We start from the raw sequence: 17163 nt of genomic DNA, 5'->3' as shown, positions 1-17163 counted from the left end.
CGAGTGGGGCAGCTGCCACGCCAGCAGGTAGATTTGTCCGAAAAGTGACAAATACGGATAAAAGGTGGGATTCCGCGGATACAAGGCAAAAACCCGCGGATAAAAGTAAAAAGTCCGCGGATACCTGGACAAGTTTCGCGGATAAAAGCAGAATTTCCGCGGATACGAGTGGGGCAGCTGCCACGCCAGCAGGTAGATTTGTCCGAAAAGTGACAAATACGGATAAAAGGTGGGATTTCGCGGATAAAAGTCGAAAACCCGCGGATAAAAGTCGAAAACCCGCGGATAAAAGACCAAAACCCGCGGATAAAAGACCAAAATCCGTGGATATCGGAACAATTCCCGCGAACCACAATTCCCACGGACCACAGATCCACCCTTTTCAAAATCCATCACCCATACAAACAAAATACAAGACAAAAATTTACGATTATTCAAAAATCCAAAATTTAAGATTGATTCCATACAAATCAAACTGGAACGGTATCTATTTTTTTGAAATGAAAAACCTCCTTATCAAGCTTAAAATCCATACAAACCGCGGAAAACCTGTATAGTTTTTGCATATCCAATCAAATCAAATTGAAAACGTTTACACAGTGAATATTAACAACTTTCCACAATAATCGAAAATTGGGTAATAAAATGATTGTATAAATATTGAATAGACAGTATAATAATTCAATAAGAAGGATATGTGGGAGATGAAGAAAGTGAAAGCAGCGATTATTGGCGGAACGGGGTATGGATCCATTGAATTGGTACGGCTACTCCATAAACATCCGATTCTTGAAGTTGGCACAGTTGTTTCAAATTCACAGGCTGGAGAGAGTTTTAAAGATGTCTATCCCCACCTGTCCGAAATAATTGAGCAGCCGCTGGAAGCATTCGACCCGGCAGCCATTGCTGAAAAAAATGAAATCGTCTTTCTGGCGACACCATCGGGGATCAGCAAAAACCTTGTGCCGCAGCTGATTGACAAAGGGTTGAAGTGCATCGATCTTTCCGGCGACTTGAGACTCCATTCGCAAGCGGAATACGAAAAATGGTATAAACATTCACCGGCGGATTCAGCCGTTTTGGAAATGGCCACCTATGGGCTAAGTGAAATTTATCCAGATCAAATTAAGCGAGCATCATTAATTGCCAATCCGGGCTGTTACCCGACAGCTTCATTGCTCGGTTTGATTCCAGTTATAAAAACAAACTTAATTGATAACAAGTCAATCATCATTGATGCAAAATCCGGTGTATCCGGTGCAGGCAGAGGGCTCACCCTAACAAGCCATTATGCCGAAATCAATGAAAATTTGCGGGCATATAAAATGGGTGCCCATCAGCATATACCGGAAATCGAACAAATTTTACAAGACGAGAGCGGCAAGGAAATGACCGTAACGTTTACCACCCACCTTGTCCCGATGACAAGGGGAATCATGGCGACGATTTATGCCAACTTGTCGGAATCAGTATCCACGGCTGAAATGATTGCCCTATACGAAAATTTTTATAAAAATAAACCGTTTGTCCGCATTCGCAAAGAGGGCAATATGCCAGCAACGAAAGAGGTTTGGGGCAGCAATTACTGCGATATCGGCTTACATGTTGATCAAAGAACGAAGCGGCTCACGATCATTTCTGTTATTGATAACTTGGTAAAAGGGGCATCGGGTCAGGCGATTCAAAATGCGAATTTGCTGAATGGCTGGGATGAGGCAACAGGTCTTACCGATATTCCGATGTATCCATAAAAAACGAAGCAAGATTAGTCTTGCCGGTATTCCAATGTATCCATAGAAAAAAGGTTGAAAAACCGGTTCACCAAGATGAAGGAGGAAGACTGTATTGATGCCAGCCATTTCAAATAAAAAAATTGTCATTCTTGAAGATGGGAATGTTACATTGCCAAAAGGTTTTATCGCAGGGGGAATGCACTGTGGTATAAAGCAAAACAAACTTGACTTGGGCTATATTTTATCAGAAGTGCCTGCCGCTGTTGCTGGCGTCTATACGACAAATGTTTTTCAAGCCGCACCGCTTGTTGTTACCCAAGAGAGTCTCGCAAAAGAACATAAGGTACAGGCGATTCTCGTTAATTCCGGAAATGCCAATGCCTGCACAGGCGAACAAGGAATCAATGATGCGAAAACGATGCAAAGCGAATTTGCCAAAAAACTTGGCATACCGGAACATCTTGTTGCCGTCACATCGACTGGAGTGATTGGCGAACCATTACCAATCGAGAAAATCCAAGCTGGAATCGGCGAAATTCTCGAGCTTCAGCATGAGGATGTTAGCAATTTCGAACACGCCATTTTAACAACGGACACGGATGTGAAACATGTTGCCGTACAGCTAACGATTAACGGCAAAACGGTCAGCATCGGTGGGGCGGCTAAAGGTTCCGGAATGATTCATCCAACCATGGCAACAATGCTTGGCTTTGTCACAACAGATGCCCATATTGATCACGAAGACTTATCATTTGTCCTAAAAGAAACGACAAACCAAACATTTAATATGATCACCGTTGATGGGGATACAAGCACGAATGACATGGTGCTTGTGATGGCAAATGGCCTCGCTGGAAACGAAAAATTGACACAGGATCATCCGGATTGGCCGCTGTTTATGGATGGCTTCAAGCTGGTTTGTGAAGCTCTTGCGAAAAAAATCGCCCGCGATGGCGAAGGGGCAACAAAATTAATCGAAGTTCAAGTGAAGGGCGCCGCAAGCATAGAGGATGCAAGAGCACTGGGCAAGGCGATTATTTCTTCTAATCTCGTAAAAACAGCTATTTACGGAACGGATCCGAACTGGGGAAGAATTGTTTGTGCGATCGGTTATAGCGGTGTACCAGTCAATCCGAATGCTATCAGTGTCTCGATTGGTGATTTTCCAGTATTTGAAAAAGGTTTGCCTTGTTCGTTTATCGAAGAAGAGGTCAAAGCTTATTTGGAGCAGGAAGATGTTCACATTACGGTAGAAGTAAACCAAGGGAATAACGATGCCGCAGCGTGGGGCTGCGACCTAACATACGATTACGTCAAAATAAACGCGTCATACCGAACGTGAGGTGAAGAGGAATGAAGTATCTAGTCATTAAATGCGGCGGCAGTGTTTTGGAAAATTTGCCAAAATCCTTCTATCAAAATATTGTTTCGCTACAGCAATCAGGCAAATGGATGCCGATTATCGTTCACGGCGGCGGGCCGCTCATCACTTCATTGTTAAAAAAATTAGACGTCGAAACAACCTTTGTAAATGGACTGCGTGTGACAACCCACGAAGTGCTGGATGTTGTCGAAATGGTTTTAAGCGGATCGGTGAATAAACAAGTCGTTCGAAACCTAAACGAAACAGGCGGCACCGCACTTGGAATCAGCGGTGTTGACGGAGCATTGTTACAAGCAGTGCCGAGCAAAGATCACAAAACGCTTGGGTATGTAGGAGAAGTCGTTAAAGTGAACAAGGAATTGCTTGAAGGGGTCATCTTGCAAGGCTACATTCCCGTCATCTCGCCAGTCGGGGTGGATGAAAAGGGTCAAAGGTATAACATCAATGGCGATGTCGCAGCATCGGCAATTGCCAAGGCGATGGAAGCAAACCTTTGCTTTATCAGCGATATACCGGGAATTTTAATCGAAAAAAACAACAAGAAACAACGGCTTGCAAAGATTACGAAATCGAAACTCGAAGCGATGATTGCGGATCAAACGATTTGGGGTGGCATGATTCCAAAAGCAAAAGCTGCGATTGACGGCCTAGTTCATAACATCCCTGAAGTTGGAATCATCAATGGTTTTCAGGAAAATAGTTTGCTTGACTATGTAGGCGGCAAAGACATTGGGACAAAAATTGTGTTAGAAGAGGTGCTCGTAAAATGACAAATGAATCAAGTGTATCAACGATTTCACCATTGATGGCCACCTACGGCCGCTTTCCGGTAACACTTGTAAAAGGAAAAGGCAGCTATGTGTGGGATGACAAAGGCAAGCAATATTTAGATTTTACATCCGGAATCGCTACCTGCAATTTAGGCCATGTACCCGATCCGGTAAAAGAAAAACTTGAGGAACAATTGCAAAACTTATGGCATTGCTCCAATCTGTACCATATTCCAAACCAGCAGGCGTTGGCCGAGCTGCTTGTGAAAAATACCTTTGGGGATCAAGTTTTCTTTTGCAACAGCGGGGCGGAAGCAAATGAAGCAGCGATCAAACTGGCGAGAAAATACGCGCAAAAAATAAAAAACAAAGATTCATACCAAGTCATTACCTTTAAACAATCGTTCCACGGAAGAACGCTTGCCACCATGTCGGCAACAGGTCAAGAGAAAATTCAGCAAGGCTTTCTTCCATTGGTATCAGGCTTTCACTATTTGACATACAATGACCCGGCTGCACTTGAACAGTTGAAAGAGCTGAATCCGGCTGCCGTTCTCTTCGAACTGGTGCAAGGAGAAGGCGGCGTGATTCCGGCAGACCTTGAATGGGTAAAACAACTTGAGGAGATTTGCAAAGAAAACGATATATTGCTGATGATCGATGAAATCCAAACAGGCATGGGACGCACAGGAACATTGTTTGCCTACGAGCAATATGGAATTGAGCCGGATGTGATCAGTGTTGCCAAGGGACTTGGATCGGGTTTTCCGATTGGCGCCATCATTGCTAAAGAACAAGTGGCAAAAGCATTTGATCCAGGAAGCCACGGCAGCACATTTGGCGGCAACCCGCTGGCAACTGCTGCAGGCCTGGCAACGTTAAATTATCTTTTAACAAGCGGTTTGCTGGAACAAGCGAAGGAAACCGCCGCCGTTTTAGATGAAACATTAGCTGAATTAAAGAACGAATTCAACGTCATCAAAGACATCCGCGGTTTAGGACTTTTAAAGGGAATCGTCGTCGACGGCATTGCCCCGGCGATTGTTCAAAAAGCGCTTGCCGAAAACTTGCTGATTTTAACCGCAGGTCCGGATGTTGTCCGAATTTTGCCGCCGCTTACAGCATCACTTGAAGAAATCAACGAATTTACCGGTAAGCTGAAGAAGGCTTTCCAAAGTATATAGAAGAAAGGCGTGGGATGAGTGAAACAAGGATACCTTACTTTGGAAACAGGAGAAGTTTTTGAAGGAACGTTAATCGGATCATGTAATGACTCGTTTGGTGAAGTTGTTTTTAACACAAGTATGACAGGCTATCAGGAAATCATCACAGATCCATCATATGCCGGGCAAATCATTACCTTTTGCTATCCGATCATCGGCAATTACGGAGTGAATGCACTGGACGACGAGAGCATCACGCCATCACTTGCCGGTGTCGTGATCAGTGATTTATGCGAAACGCCAAGCCATTATCAATCCATTGAAAAATTCTCTGAAAAACTAAGCAAAGCCGGGGTGTCCGGGCTTGCTGGGGTGGACACCCGGCTGCTTGTGAAAACGATTCGCAGCCGCGGCACTGTAAAGGCAATCATAAGCAGTGAAAAACTGGATTCATCCGCCTTTCCTGCACCTGCCAAACAGCCGTTTTGGGTTGCTCAAGTTTCCTCCAAAAAAGCCGTTACGTACAAAAACAATGGTCCACATGTTGTCTTGATGGACTTTGGCTATAAGAAATCGATTTTAACTGCACTTTTAGAAGAAAATTGCACGGTTACCGTCGTACCATACAATACGACGTTTGAACAAGTGAAAGCATTGTCTCCTGACGGGGTGTTGTTAAGCAACGGGCCTAGTGATCCGATGGAGCTGAAATCATGGCTGCCTGAAATAAAGAAAACAACAGAACATTTTCCGACACTAGGAATTTGCCTTGGGCACCAGCTCATTGCGCTTGCCTATGGGGCGAAAACGACGAAGCTCGCCTATGGACACCGCGGCGCCAACCATCCGGTAAAGGAACTGCTGACAGGCAAAGTAAAGATTACAGCACAGAACCATAGCTATGTCGTGATGGATGAAAGCATTGACAAACAAGTATTTGAGATTACTTATCGAAACGTCAATGACCAGTCAATTGAAGGATTAAAGCATGTCCATTACCCAATCCAGACTGTCCAATTTCATCCGGAAGCCCATCCGGGGCCAAGCGATACAGCACATATTTTAACTGACTTTGTAAAACAGATTAGTTCTTTAGGAGAGACTCGCTATGCCATTCGATAAAAATTTGAAAAAAGTACTTGTCATCGGATCGGGGCCGATTGTGATCGGGCAGGCCGCCGAGTTCGATTATGCCGGAACGCAAGCATGTATTGCTTTAAAAGAAGAAGGAATCGAGGTTGTCCTCGTCAATAACAACCCGGCGACGATTATGACCGATGAAGCGATCGCTGACAAGGTCTACATGGAGCCGCTCACCGCTGAAACCATCGAAAAAATCATCGAAAAAGAAAAGCCTGATGGCATGATCGGAACATTGGGCGGGCAGACCGGACTGAATTTGGCCGTTCAACTTTTTGAAAAGCAAATTTTACAAAAGCACGGGGTGAAACTGCTCGGGACCTCGGTTGAATCCATTAAAAAAGGCGAGGACCGCGAAAAATTTCGCAGCCTGATGCTTGAAATCGGCGAACCGATTCCGGAATCGAGCATCATTCACAGCTTTGAAGAGGGCGTCCAGTTTGTTGAGAAAATCGGCTACCCTGTCATTGTCCGTCCTGCCTATACATTAGGCGGTGAAGGCGGCGGTTTTGCCCATAACGAGGAAGAACTTGAAGTCGTACTGAAAAAAGGGTTGGCTGCAAGCCCGATCCACCAGGTTCTTTTGGAACGAAGCATTAAAGGCTGGAAGGAAATCGAATACGAAGTCATGCGTGACGCGAATGATACATGCATTATCGTCTGCAATATGGAAAACATGGATCCGGTCGGCGTTCACACCGGCGATTCGATTGTCGTTGCTCCGTCGCAGACATTAACCGATGTGCAGTACCAAATGCTTCGCGACGCTTCAATTAAAGTAATCAGAGAACTTGAAATCATCGGCGGCTGCAATATTCAATTTGCGCTTCATCCTGAATCAAACCAATACTATATCATCGAAGTCAATCCGCGGGTCAGCCGTTCATCGGCCTTGGCGTCAAAAGCAACCGGCTACCCGATTGCAAGAATGGCGGCAAAATGCTCAATCGGCTATCATTTGGACGAAATTCTTAATCCGATTACCGGCAACACGTTCGCATCGTTTGAACCGGCGATTGATTATATTGTCGTGAAATTGCCGCGATTCCCGTTTGACAAATTTCCCGAAGCGAACCGCACGCTTGGTACGCAGATGAAAGCAACCGGGGAAGTGATGGCAATTGAGCGGACCTTTGAAGGAGCTTTAAACAAAGCGATCCGGTCACTTGAATTGAATACCTACAGCCTGACAGGCCATGAATTTGCCAAATTGCTTGATACGGAAGATTTGATCTTAATGCTGGAAACCGCCAATGATCAGCGCTTGTTTATGATTGCAGAAGCCTTCCGGCGCGGGATGGCCCTGGAAAAAGTAATGCAGCTGACGCAAATTGATCAGTGGTTTTTGGTGAAAATAAAAGCAGCAGTAGAACTGGAGCTTGAGCTGTCAACCTGCACATGGGAGGAAGCACCCATTACATTGTTGAAAACGGCAAAGCGCAGCAATGTATCCGATCGTTTGCTTGCCAAACTTTACGGCGTTACGGAAAAACAAATCCGCATGAAGTGGAAGGAACTGAATTGGGCTCCTGGCTATAAGATGGTTGATACATGTTCGGCTGAATTTGATGCTGCCACACCGTATTACTATTCCACTTGGCAAGGGGTTGATGAGGTGGAAGAGTCAGATCAACGAAAAATCCTTGTCATCGGTTCCGGGCCGATTCGAATCGGCCAAGGCATTGAGTTTGATTACTGTTCCGTACACGCGGCAAAAGCCATCAAGAAAATGGGCTATGAAGCGATCGTGATCAATAATAATCCGGAAACGGTCAGCACCGATGTTTCAATTGCCGATCGTCTGTACTTTGAGCCGCTGGCGGTTGAAGATGTATTAAATGTGGTTGAAAAAGAAAACGTCGAAGGTGTACTGATTCAATTTGGCGGGCAGACGGCCATCAATATTGCCCATGCATTAGAAGAAGAAGGTGTAAAGATTTTAGGTACGGCTGTCGAAAATGTCGACCGGCTTGAGGATCGGGAAGAATTTTACCAATTGCTTGAAAACTTGGCGATTCCGCATATTGAAGGTGAAATTGCTGCCCATTCCGATCAGCTGCTCGAAGCGGCCGAAAAACTTGGCTTTCCAGTATTGGTTCGTCCATCCTATGTGATTGGCGGACAGTCGATGTTTACCTTTTATTCAAAAGACGAGTTGATTCACTATGTCGAGCAGATCGAGAAAAATGCCTATGAACAAATGTGGCCGCTATTGGTTGACCGGTTTGTGCCAGGGCTTGAATGTGAAATGGATGTTGTCAGCGATGGCGAGGAAATTCTTGTACCCGGAATTTTTGAGCATATTGAACGAGCCGGTGTTCATTCCGGCGACAGCATTTCAATTTTTCCGCCGCTGACTTTAACGTCCGAGATGAAGGGAACGTTAATTGATTATGCTGGCAGAATCGCGAAAGCATTGCCGATTGTTGGGATCATGAATATTCAATTTGTCATAAATGATGGGAAAGTATATGTTCTTGAAGTGAACCCGCGCTCATCTAGAACCGTGCCAATCATCAGCAAAGTCACCAGTGTACCGCTGATCGAGTGGGCAACAAAGGTTCAATTAGGTGCCGCGGCAGCAACCCTTAGCCCTCAACAAGGACTGCTGGAAGAGCCAGGTTATTATTCAGTGAAAAAGCCAATTTTTTCTTCTGGAAAGTTAAAAGGGGTGGATCCGATTCTTGGCCCTGAAATGAAATCAACCGGTGAAGTGCTTGGCCTCGGTTCTACGTTCCAAGAGGCGCTTGATAAAACAGTACTGCTGGCGGATCAGCCTGCAAGCGAAAAGCTAATTCTATGCTCGATTTCTGATCGTGCAAAAGCCGAAAGCCTACCGATAATGGGGTCGTTGGCAAAGCAGGCGTGCAGACTTGCGGCAACCGAAGGAACGGCGCAATTTTTACAAAAGAATGGCATTGCTGTTGAGACCATCATCAAAAATGAACAGCAGCTTATAGATCTTTTCAAAAAACAAGAGGTCGGTCTTGTGATCAATATTCCAAATCAAGGGCGCGATGACCGCAAATTCGGTTTTGCGATCCGCGAACAGGCCACACGTTTTACGATTCCATCCTTTACCCATTTAGATACCGTAAAGGCGATTATTGGTCTTTGGAAGCAATCCCCTCAAAAAGCTGTGGTAAGAACGGTTGGGGAATACTATCAAATGGAAAAAAGCTTATCCTAGGGGGAGTATCCATGCAGAATACAATGAAACAAAACGGAATCGAGAATAGCGGGCTGTTGCAGGGAAAAGACTTCCTGCAGCTGGCCGATTATACGCCTGAAGAGATCTTGAGTTTGCTTGAAACGGCACAGGAATTAAAAGCAATGCAAAAGGCTGGAAAACCGCATTCGTTTTTAAGCGGAAAAGTGCTTGGAATGATTTTTGAAAAATCATCAACAAGAACACGCGTTTCCTTTGAAGTCGGAATGCTCCAGCTTGGCGGCCATGCAATTTTCTTGAGTTCAAAAGATATTCAGCTTGGCAGAGGCGAATCGATTTCCGATACGGCGAAAGTGTTGTCACGTTATGTGGATGGCATCATGATCCGCACATTTTCCCATGAATCTGTTGAAGAACTTGCAGCACACGCAACTGTTCCAGTTATCAACGGACTGACCGATTTGCAGCATCCAACACAGGTGATGGCAGATCTGTTAACAATTTTAGAACAGAAAGGAAAGCTTTCAGGACTTAAGCTTTGCTATCTGGGAGATGGAAACAACAATATGGCTCACTCGTTAATTGAGGGAGCGGCGAAAACGGGGATGCATATTGCGATCGCAAGTCCTGCAGGATATTTGCCGAACGAGGAAATTGTGGCAAAAGCAGAGATAGATGCGGAAATAACGTGCGGCTCCATCACGATTTGCCATGATCCGAAAGAAGCGGTCAGCGGCGCGGATGTGGTGGTGACTGACGTATGGGCGAGCATGGGTCAGGAACGAGAGCAGCAAAAAAGAATGGAAGACTTAAAAGCCTATCAAGTGAACGAAGCATTATGTGAAAATGCGAAAGATGATTTTATCTTCCTGCATTGCCTGCCAGCACACCGCGGCGAAGAAGTGACAGCAGAGATTATCGATGGCCCACATTCCGTCGTCTTTGATGAAGCAGAAAACCGGCTCCATGCCCAGAAAGCAATTTTGAAAATTTTACTTGAAAAAAAATACTAGCAATTTCTATGCGATTGGATGTATAATAATTCTATCAAATGAATTTTAATACAACATATTGCGAGGGGACAGTAAGATGTCAAAAGAGAAAATTGTTCTAGCCTATTCAGGCGGTTTAGATACATCCGTTTCAGTGAAATGGATTCAAGAAAAATATGGATACGATGTGATTGCGCTCGGTCTTGATGTGGGAGAAGGCAAGGATCTTGAAGCGATTAAAAATAAAGCATTGAATGTCGGTGCCATTAAAGCCTATATGATTGATGCAAAAGAAATGCTGGCAAAGGATTACTTGCTTCCGGCCTTGAAAGCAAACTGTTTGTACGAAGGGAAATATCCGCTATCTTCCGCATTATCCCGTCCGCTCATTTCTAAGCTATTGGTCGAAGTAGCCGAGAAAGAAGGCGCGGTTGCCGTTGCACACGGCTGCACTGGAAAAGGAAACGACCAAGTTCGTTTTGAGGTATCGATTCAAGCTCTGAATCCAAACTTGAAAATCGTTGCTCCAGTACGTGAATGGGGAATGACCCGTGATGAAGAAATCGCGTATGCCGAAAAAAATGGTATTCCGATTCCAATTAATTTGGAAAATCCTTTCTCGATCGATGCCAATATTTGGGGACGTGCTTGCGAAGCCGGCGTACTTGAAAATCCGTGGGCTGAAGCGCCGGAAGCTGCATTTGACTGGACAAATCCGATTGAGCAGACGCCGGATGAGGCAGAATACATTGAGATTGAATTCGAGCAGGGCGTTCCGGTTGCATTGAACGGTGAAAAACTTCCGCTTGTGCAATTAATCGAAACATTAAATATGCTTGGCGGCAAACATGGCGTCGGCCGCATTGACCATATTGAAAACCGCCTTGTTGGCATTAAATCGCGTGAAGTGTATGAAAATCCAGCAGCATTAATTTTAATTAATGCCCATAAAGAATTGGAATTCCTTACACTGCCGCGAGAAGTAACGCAATTTAAAACGCAGATTGACCAGCAAATGGCTAAAATTATTTACGAAGGTCTGTGGTACTCTCCGCTAAAAGCAGCACTGGATGCCTTTATTGAAGAAACGCAAAAAGTCGTTTCGGGAACCATTCGTGTGAAGCTTTTCAAAGGAAACCATACCGTTGTCGGCAGAAAATCCGTCCACAGCTTATACAATGAAGAGCTGGCTACGTATACGAAAGGCGATGCCTTTGATCACAATGCCGCAGTGGGCTTTATTAAGCTCTGGGGGCTGCCAACCAAAGTTTATTCCGAAGTCAACCAAAAAGAAACGGTTTTAAAATAACCGGTTCGCCAGCGATCTCAATTTTGCATATCAAAAAAAACATCGTTTAAAATAAAAGAAGGCATGCCCTCGAAATTTTTTCGAGGGCAAACTTCATATCGGTTCAGGAGGAACAGAGAATGTCAAAGTTATGGGGCGGGCGCTTTACAAAGGAAACGAACAAGCTCGTAGAAGAATTTACTGCATCGATTTCTTTTGATCAAAAATTGGCAAAAGAAGATATTGCCGGCAGCTTGGCACATGTACAAATGTTGGGGGAATGTGGCATTATCCCGTCAGAGGATGCTGGAAAAATAAAGCTTGGCCTGCTTGAGATCAAAAAAATGATTGAGAACAATGAAGTGGAATTTTTAGTTGAAGATGAAGATATCCACATGAATATAGAAAAACTGCTGATCGAAAAAGTCGGTTCGGTCGGCGGCAAGCTGCATACCGGCAGAAGCAGAAATGACCAGGTTGCAACCGATATGCATCTCTATTTGCGCACGAAAACAACTGAACTTATCACGCTGGTTGAGAGCGTGCAGCAAGCCTTGCTGGCACAAGCAAAAGTGAATGTTGAGACATTGATACCCGGGTATACTCATCTTCAGCGCGCCCAGCCTGTTTCATTCGCCCATCATCTTATGGCATACTTTTGGATGTTTGAGCGCGATAAGGAGCGACTGATTGATAGCTTAAAACGGATCAATTGGCTGCCGCTTGGCTCCGGCGCATTAGCTGGGACAACTTTTCCGATTAATCGAGAACGTGTCGCGGATATTCTCGGTTTTGAAACGATTTATCCAAACAGCATGGACGCTGTGAGCGACCGCGATTTTATTTTGGAATTTTTATCGATCGGCTCAATTATTATGACCCATATCTCCCGCCTTTCTGAAGAGTTTGTTCTGTGGTCAAGCCAGGAATTTCAATTTATTGAACTGGACGATTCTTTTTGCACCGGTTCGAGCATCATGCCGCAAAAGAAAAACCCTGACGTACCTGAACTTTTGAGGGGAAAAACCGGCAGAACGTACGGAAACTTAATGGGTCTGTTGACCGTTTTAAAAGGATTGCCGCTTGCTTATAATAAAGATTTGCAAGAAGACAAAGAAGGCATGTTTGATACAGTCGAAACGCTTGAAGGCTCATTAAAGCTTTTGGCACCGATGATCGAAACAATGAAAGTGAATACAAATGTTATGCGTAAAGCGATTAACCATGATTTTTCAAATGCAACGGATATTGCTGACTACTTGGTCCGCAAAGGCCTGCCATTTCGTGAGGCGCATGAAGTCATCGGGAAAATCGTCCTTTATGCGATCCAGCAGGAGAAATTTTTGTTGGATTTGAGCTTTGAAGAGTACCAGCAATTCAGTTCATTATTTGAGGAAGATATTTATGAGGTGCTGGCGCCGGAACATGTCGTTGCGGTCCGCAACAGCTTTGGCGGCACGGCACCTGAGCAAGTAAAAGCCCAAATCGAACTGGCTGAAGCCAAGCTCGGCAAATAAATGACGAAAATTTTTAAAAATATTGACATACCAGTCTGGTTGCGCTAATATGATTTTTATAAATTGACGATGGAAAATGAAAACAATTCTATAAATACTCTTATCCAGAGCGGCGGAGGGACTAGGCCCGATGAAGCCCGGCAACCTTCAAGGTATTCCTTGAAAAGGTGCTAATTCCTGCAGGTTTTTTCGAAACCTGAAAGATAAGAGGAGGAAAAAGCCCTCTTCTTATGAAGAGGGCTTTTTTTAGTCAAAAACAAGAAAGGGTGCGGGATGATGTCAGTTATTCGGGTTGCGATTTTAGGTTTCGGAACAGTTGGTGAGGGTGTATATAAAACAATTCAGTCACACGAGCAAGAGCTCACGGCGATTTTAGGGAAAAAAGTTGAAGTGGCAGCCGTTTTGATTCGCAATCAAAACAAGGTTCGCACTATCGGAGAAAAGGTTTTGGTTACAACCGATTTTGAAGAAATTTTGCGCTTGCCCCAGCTTGATGTTGTGATGGAAGCAATTGTAGAACAGGAGCCAAGCTTTACGTATTTAAAAAAAGCAATCGCCAGAGGCTGCCATATAATCACGGCCAATAAAGAAATGTTTGCCCACCATGGAAGAGAATTGCTTGAAATTGCCGCTCAACACAATGTATCGGTTGGGTTCGAAGCGACAGTGGCAGGCGGTATTCCCATTATTCAAACGCTTCGGCAATTGTTTCATGTCAATCAAGTTCAAAAGATTCAAGGAATTTTAAATGGTACCTCCAATTTTATTCTCACGGAAATGCGCGAGAAGAAGCAATCTTTTGCGTCGGCGTTAAAACAGGCTCAGGAAAACGGTTTTGCAGAAGCCGACCCAACAAATGATATTGAAGGAATCGATGCATTTTACAAACTGATGATTTTAAGCAAAATGGCTTTTGGCCAAGAGCCGAAATGGAATGAAGTCGAACTTCAAGGGATTGCCAAAATCACAAGCGAGTGGATTGCTTTTGCAGAGAAGCTTGGACTAAGATTTAAACATATTGCGACCGTCAGCAAGAATGGCAACCAAGTAACAGGGTCTGTAAAACCCGTTCTTGTAGCAAAAGATCATCCATTTTATTCGATCGAAGGAGTGCAAAATGCGGTCAATATTGTTTCTGATATTGTTGGAAGCATTACATTGCAAGGCCCGGGCGCCGGTATGTTTCCAACGGCAAGCGCCATGCTGGAAGACCTTATTTTTGTTTTGAAAAATAAAGCAGAAACGGTTCTTATGTCAAAGAGGGTAGAAGATGCGGCAAACAGCATCCAGCAGTCAAAAGGTGTCTGGATTGTCGATGGCGTATACAAAAAAAGAACAATCCATTCCATTCACTGGATAAGTGAACTGAAGAATGGCTGTTATTTGCTAAAAGCGGCAGCAGAAGAAATCGCTGAATTGGCAGAACAAAATAAAGGACTCATTTCCTTCCCGATTTATGGGGATGTGGAAAGGTTGAATCAGAAAGAAAGCAAATTGGCTATAACTTTATAACCGAAGTTTTCCACAGACTTATACACAGAATCCCCATACTTATCAACAATGTAATCATCAGTTTGGCAAAGGTTTAATCGAATTATCCACATTATCCAGAGGGAAAGAAGCGGAACCGGAAATTATCCACAATTTAAAAAAGAAGCAGGCTTGATCCTGCTTCTTTCTGAAAGGGTGGTTATTTCTTCTTTGCTCTAGCGCGCTGTGCAGCCGCATTTGACCGTGCTTGTGCCTCTAAATCCTCCTGATCAGCAAGTTCCCGGGAATATTCGACATCGAGTCCGTCTGATTTCAGATTCTTCGGCACTTGTGGAAGTGATGCTTTGTTTTTATCACGAGTTTTATGTTTGTTCGCACGACCCATTGCAAAAAACCCCTTTCGTTTTTTGATGGGGAATGGGATCCCCATTTATATCATCCGCAAAATGAAAAGAGTTATAAATGGTAATTAATGCTTGGATCTCCGTTCGTCAAAACCACCGGCGCGATCGGCCATTTTGAACTCTCTTTGATAGTTAACTTCCTGCATACTCGTTAACGTAAATTTCGGCTTTTCCTTCTTCTTTTTTTCCACCATCGAAAATCATTCCTTTCATCTGTACTTATCCCCATTTTTGCCTTTTTTAAAAGGAATGATACAAACGTTTATGAAAAAATGTCTCTTACTGCATCTGCGAGGTTGGGAAATTGGAATGAATAGCCGTGTTCCATCAATTGGTTTGGCAGAACTTTTTGTCCCTCCAAAACGAGCATACTCATTTCGCCAAGTAAAAGCTGGAGCGCAATGTTTGGAACAGGAAGCCAATGTGGCCGATGGAGAATTTTTGCAAGCTGCCGTGCAAATTCCTTCATTTGCACGGCATGTGGTGCTGTAAAATTAACCGGACCTGCGATTTTCCTGTTTTCAATCACAAATAAAAGAGCATTTACTACATCCTTGATATGGATCCACGACATCCATTGCCTTCCGCTTCCGATTGGACCGCCAACAAAAGCCTGATACGGAAAGACGATTTTCGGCAAAGCGCCTTCCTGCCGATCAAGGATAATACCAAACCGGCACAGTACTGTTCGTACACCGAGCTGTTCAGCTTCTATCGCTTTTTGTTCCCATTTCGTAACCGTTTTGGCAAGAAAGTCATGTCCCGGTTGCGAGGTTTCGGTGAAAATTTCCGTTTCAGAAGTACCATAATACCCGATGGCACTTGCGTTAATGAGCGCGCCCGGTTTTTTGTTCATTTTTTTAAAAACAGCAAGAAGCTCGTCAACCGCATTCAAGCGGCTATCCAGAATTTGCTTTTTTCTTTGTTCTGTCCAACGCCCTTTGCTCAATGATTCGCCGGCAAGATTGATAAAAATCTCTGTGTTCTCGAGATCCTTGAGTGGGTCGCTGGCAGGTGAAAGCCACTGAACAAATCGAACACCACTGTCCGGATTCTTTTTGCTTGAACCTCTTGTTAAAATAATGACTTCATGGTTATTTTTTACTAACGCTCCCGTTAGCGCTTTTCCAACAAATCCGCTGCCGCCCGCAATTGCGATTTTCATATCGACGCCTCCCTTTCGTTTATTTTACGATGATTTTTGAATATGTTAAAGTAATGCTGAGGTGAGAGGAATGGCGGTAATCACAAAAATCACCACCCAGCAAAAAAACAGCGATCGCTACAATGTGTTTTTAGATGAAAAGTTTGCTTTTAGTGTGGATGCGGATATTCTAATCAAATTTCAGCTTAAAAAAGGAATGGAATTGGACGCGTTTTCGCTGACGGAAATTCAATACAGTGACGATATCCGAAAAGCATACAATGCTGGGATCGCTTACTTGGCGCGAAGAATTCGGTCGGAAAAAGAAATCCGGGACTATTTGGCGAAAAAAGATGTGGAAGCCCCGATTGCGAATGAAGTTATCCATCGGCTAACATCACAGAATTATCTAAATGACGGGGAATATGCAGCTGCATATGTTCGGACTCAAATGAACACAACGGACAAAGGACCAGATGTGATCCGGATGGAATTGGCTGAAAAAGGGATTCAAAAAGAGATCATTCAAGATTGCTTGCGGGAGTTTACGGAAGAGCTACAGGTTGAAAAAGCCAAAGGACTGGCTGATAAATTTTTCAAAAAAAATGCAAAAGATTCTTTTCGGATCCTTAAGCAAAAATTGGAGGGTTTGTTGTTACGAAAAGGTTATTCTTTTGATGTGATTCAAAGGGTGAGAGCAGAATCTGCTCAAAAAGGAGTCGGTGGGGATGAACTTGAAGCAATTCGCTATCAGGGTGAGAAACTATGTCGGAAATATTCCCATTATACCGGCTATGAATATGAGCAAAAAATGAAACAGGCCCTATATCGGAAAGGATTTACAATGGACTTAATTGAAAAATTTTTGGACGAGCAGAAACAATCATAGATTATGGTTGTTTCTTTTTTTAGGACGAACCGGTCACTAGTGGCGTTAGTAATGCCCAATTCTCAGGTTAAAAGGGTCA

Annotated in this window: 14 protein-coding genes and 1 riboswitch; of the genes, 11 read left to right on the top strand and 3 right to left on the bottom strand. The window is 44.0% G+C overall.

Going from position 1 to position 17163, the window contains the following annotated elements:
- Positions 1-704: 704 nt before the first annotated feature.
- From argC to ACQYAD_RS01365, 10 genes are all read left to right on the top strand, one after another.
- Positions 705-1751: an N-acetyl-gamma-glutamyl-phosphate reductase gene (gene argC / locus ACQYAD_RS01410; protein WP_430234795.1), complete on the top strand. Its 1047-nt coding sequence runs from the start codon at positions 705-707 to the stop codon at positions 1749-1751.
- Between the two features lie 97 nt (positions 1752-1848).
- Positions 1849-3075 carry a bifunctional ornithine acetyltransferase/N-acetylglutamate synthase gene (argJ, locus tag ACQYAD_RS01405; protein ID WP_430235181.1) on the top strand — a complete coding sequence of 409 codons (1227 nt, stop codon included), beginning with the start codon at positions 1849-1851 and terminating at the stop codon, positions 3073-3075.
- An 11-nt stretch (positions 3076-3086) separates the two neighbouring features.
- Complete coding sequence (argB, locus tag ACQYAD_RS01400) at positions 3087-3887, top strand: acetylglutamate kinase (protein ID WP_430234793.1); 801 nt, start codon at positions 3087-3089, stop codon at positions 3885-3887.
- Positions 3884-5071 (top strand): acetylornithine transaminase, encoded by a 1188-nt coding sequence (locus tag ACQYAD_RS01395; RefSeq protein ID WP_430234791.1) that lies wholly within the window; start codon positions 3884-3886, stop codon positions 5069-5071. The genes argB and ACQYAD_RS01395 overlap by 4 nt, the downstream gene beginning before the upstream one ends.
- A gap of 18 nt (positions 5072-5089) precedes the next feature.
- Positions 5090-6172, top strand: a complete 1083-nt coding sequence (locus tag ACQYAD_RS01390; RefSeq protein ID WP_430234789.1) for a carbamoyl phosphate synthase small subunit — start codon at positions 5090-5092, stop codon at positions 6170-6172.
- Positions 6159-9380, top strand: a complete 3222-nt coding sequence (gene carB, locus ACQYAD_RS01385; RefSeq protein WP_430234787.1) for a carbamoyl-phosphate synthase (glutamine-hydrolyzing) large subunit — start codon at positions 6159-6161, stop codon at positions 9378-9380. Before ACQYAD_RS01390 ends, carB begins: the two co-directional genes overlap by 14 nt.
- An 11-nt stretch (positions 9381-9391) precedes the next feature.
- Positions 9392-10372 carry an ornithine carbamoyltransferase gene (argF, locus tag ACQYAD_RS01380; RefSeq protein ID WP_430234785.1) on the top strand — a complete coding sequence of 327 codons (981 nt, stop codon included), beginning with the start codon at positions 9392-9394 and terminating at the stop codon, positions 10370-10372.
- A 76-nt stretch (positions 10373-10448) separates the two neighbouring features.
- Positions 10449-11660 (top strand): argininosuccinate synthase, encoded by a 1212-nt coding sequence (locus ACQYAD_RS01375; RefSeq protein WP_430234783.1) that lies wholly within the window; start codon positions 10449-10451, stop codon positions 11658-11660.
- A gap of 119 nt (positions 11661-11779) precedes the next feature.
- Positions 11780-13156, top strand: coding sequence for an argininosuccinate lyase (gene argH / locus ACQYAD_RS01370; RefSeq protein ID WP_430234781.1), 1377 nt, complete (start codon positions 11780-11782; stop codon positions 13154-13156).
- A 97-nt stretch (positions 13157-13253) separates the two neighbouring features.
- Positions 13254-13366: riboswitch (SAM riboswitch) on the top strand.
- Positions 13367-13432: 66 nt separating this feature from the next.
- Positions 13433-14668, top strand: coding sequence for a homoserine dehydrogenase (locus ACQYAD_RS01365; RefSeq protein WP_430234779.1), 1236 nt, complete (start codon positions 13433-13435; stop codon positions 14666-14668).
- A 178-nt stretch (positions 14669-14846) separates the two neighbouring features.
- On the opposite strand, the gene ACQYAD_RS01360 is transcribed toward ACQYAD_RS01365, so the two are convergent.
- From ACQYAD_RS01360 to ACQYAD_RS01350, 3 genes are all read right to left on the bottom strand, one after another.
- Positions 14847-15032: a YfhD family protein gene (locus ACQYAD_RS01360; RefSeq protein ID WP_430234777.1), complete on the bottom strand. Its 186-nt coding sequence runs from the start codon at positions 15030-15032 to the stop codon at positions 14847-14849.
- A gap of 84 nt (positions 15033-15116) precedes the next feature.
- Positions 15117-15245, bottom strand: coding sequence for a YfhE family protein (locus ACQYAD_RS01355; protein WP_430234774.1), 129 nt, complete (start codon positions 15243-15245; stop codon positions 15117-15119).
- Positions 15246-15313: 68 nt separating this feature from the next.
- A complete protein-coding gene (locus ACQYAD_RS01350) occupies positions 15314-16216 on the bottom strand; it encodes a TIGR01777 family oxidoreductase (RefSeq protein ID WP_430234772.1) in 903 nt (300 codons plus the stop codon).
- Positions 16217-16286: 70 nt separating this feature from the next.
- On the opposite strand from ACQYAD_RS01350, the gene recX reads away from it, so the two are divergent.
- Positions 16287-17084, top strand: a complete 798-nt coding sequence (recX, locus tag ACQYAD_RS01345) for a recombination regulator RecX (protein WP_430234770.1) — start codon at positions 16287-16289, stop codon at positions 17082-17084.
- The last annotated feature ends 79 nt before the right edge of the window (positions 17085-17163 follow it).

It is taken from the genome of Neobacillus sp. SM06 (assembly GCF_050496765.1).
Lineage (GTDB): Bacteria > Bacillota > Bacilli > Bacillales > Cytobacillaceae > JAEVLT01.
The sequence above is the reverse complement of the archived record's forward strand: the minus strand, read 5'-3'. Positions and strand labels throughout refer to the sequence as shown.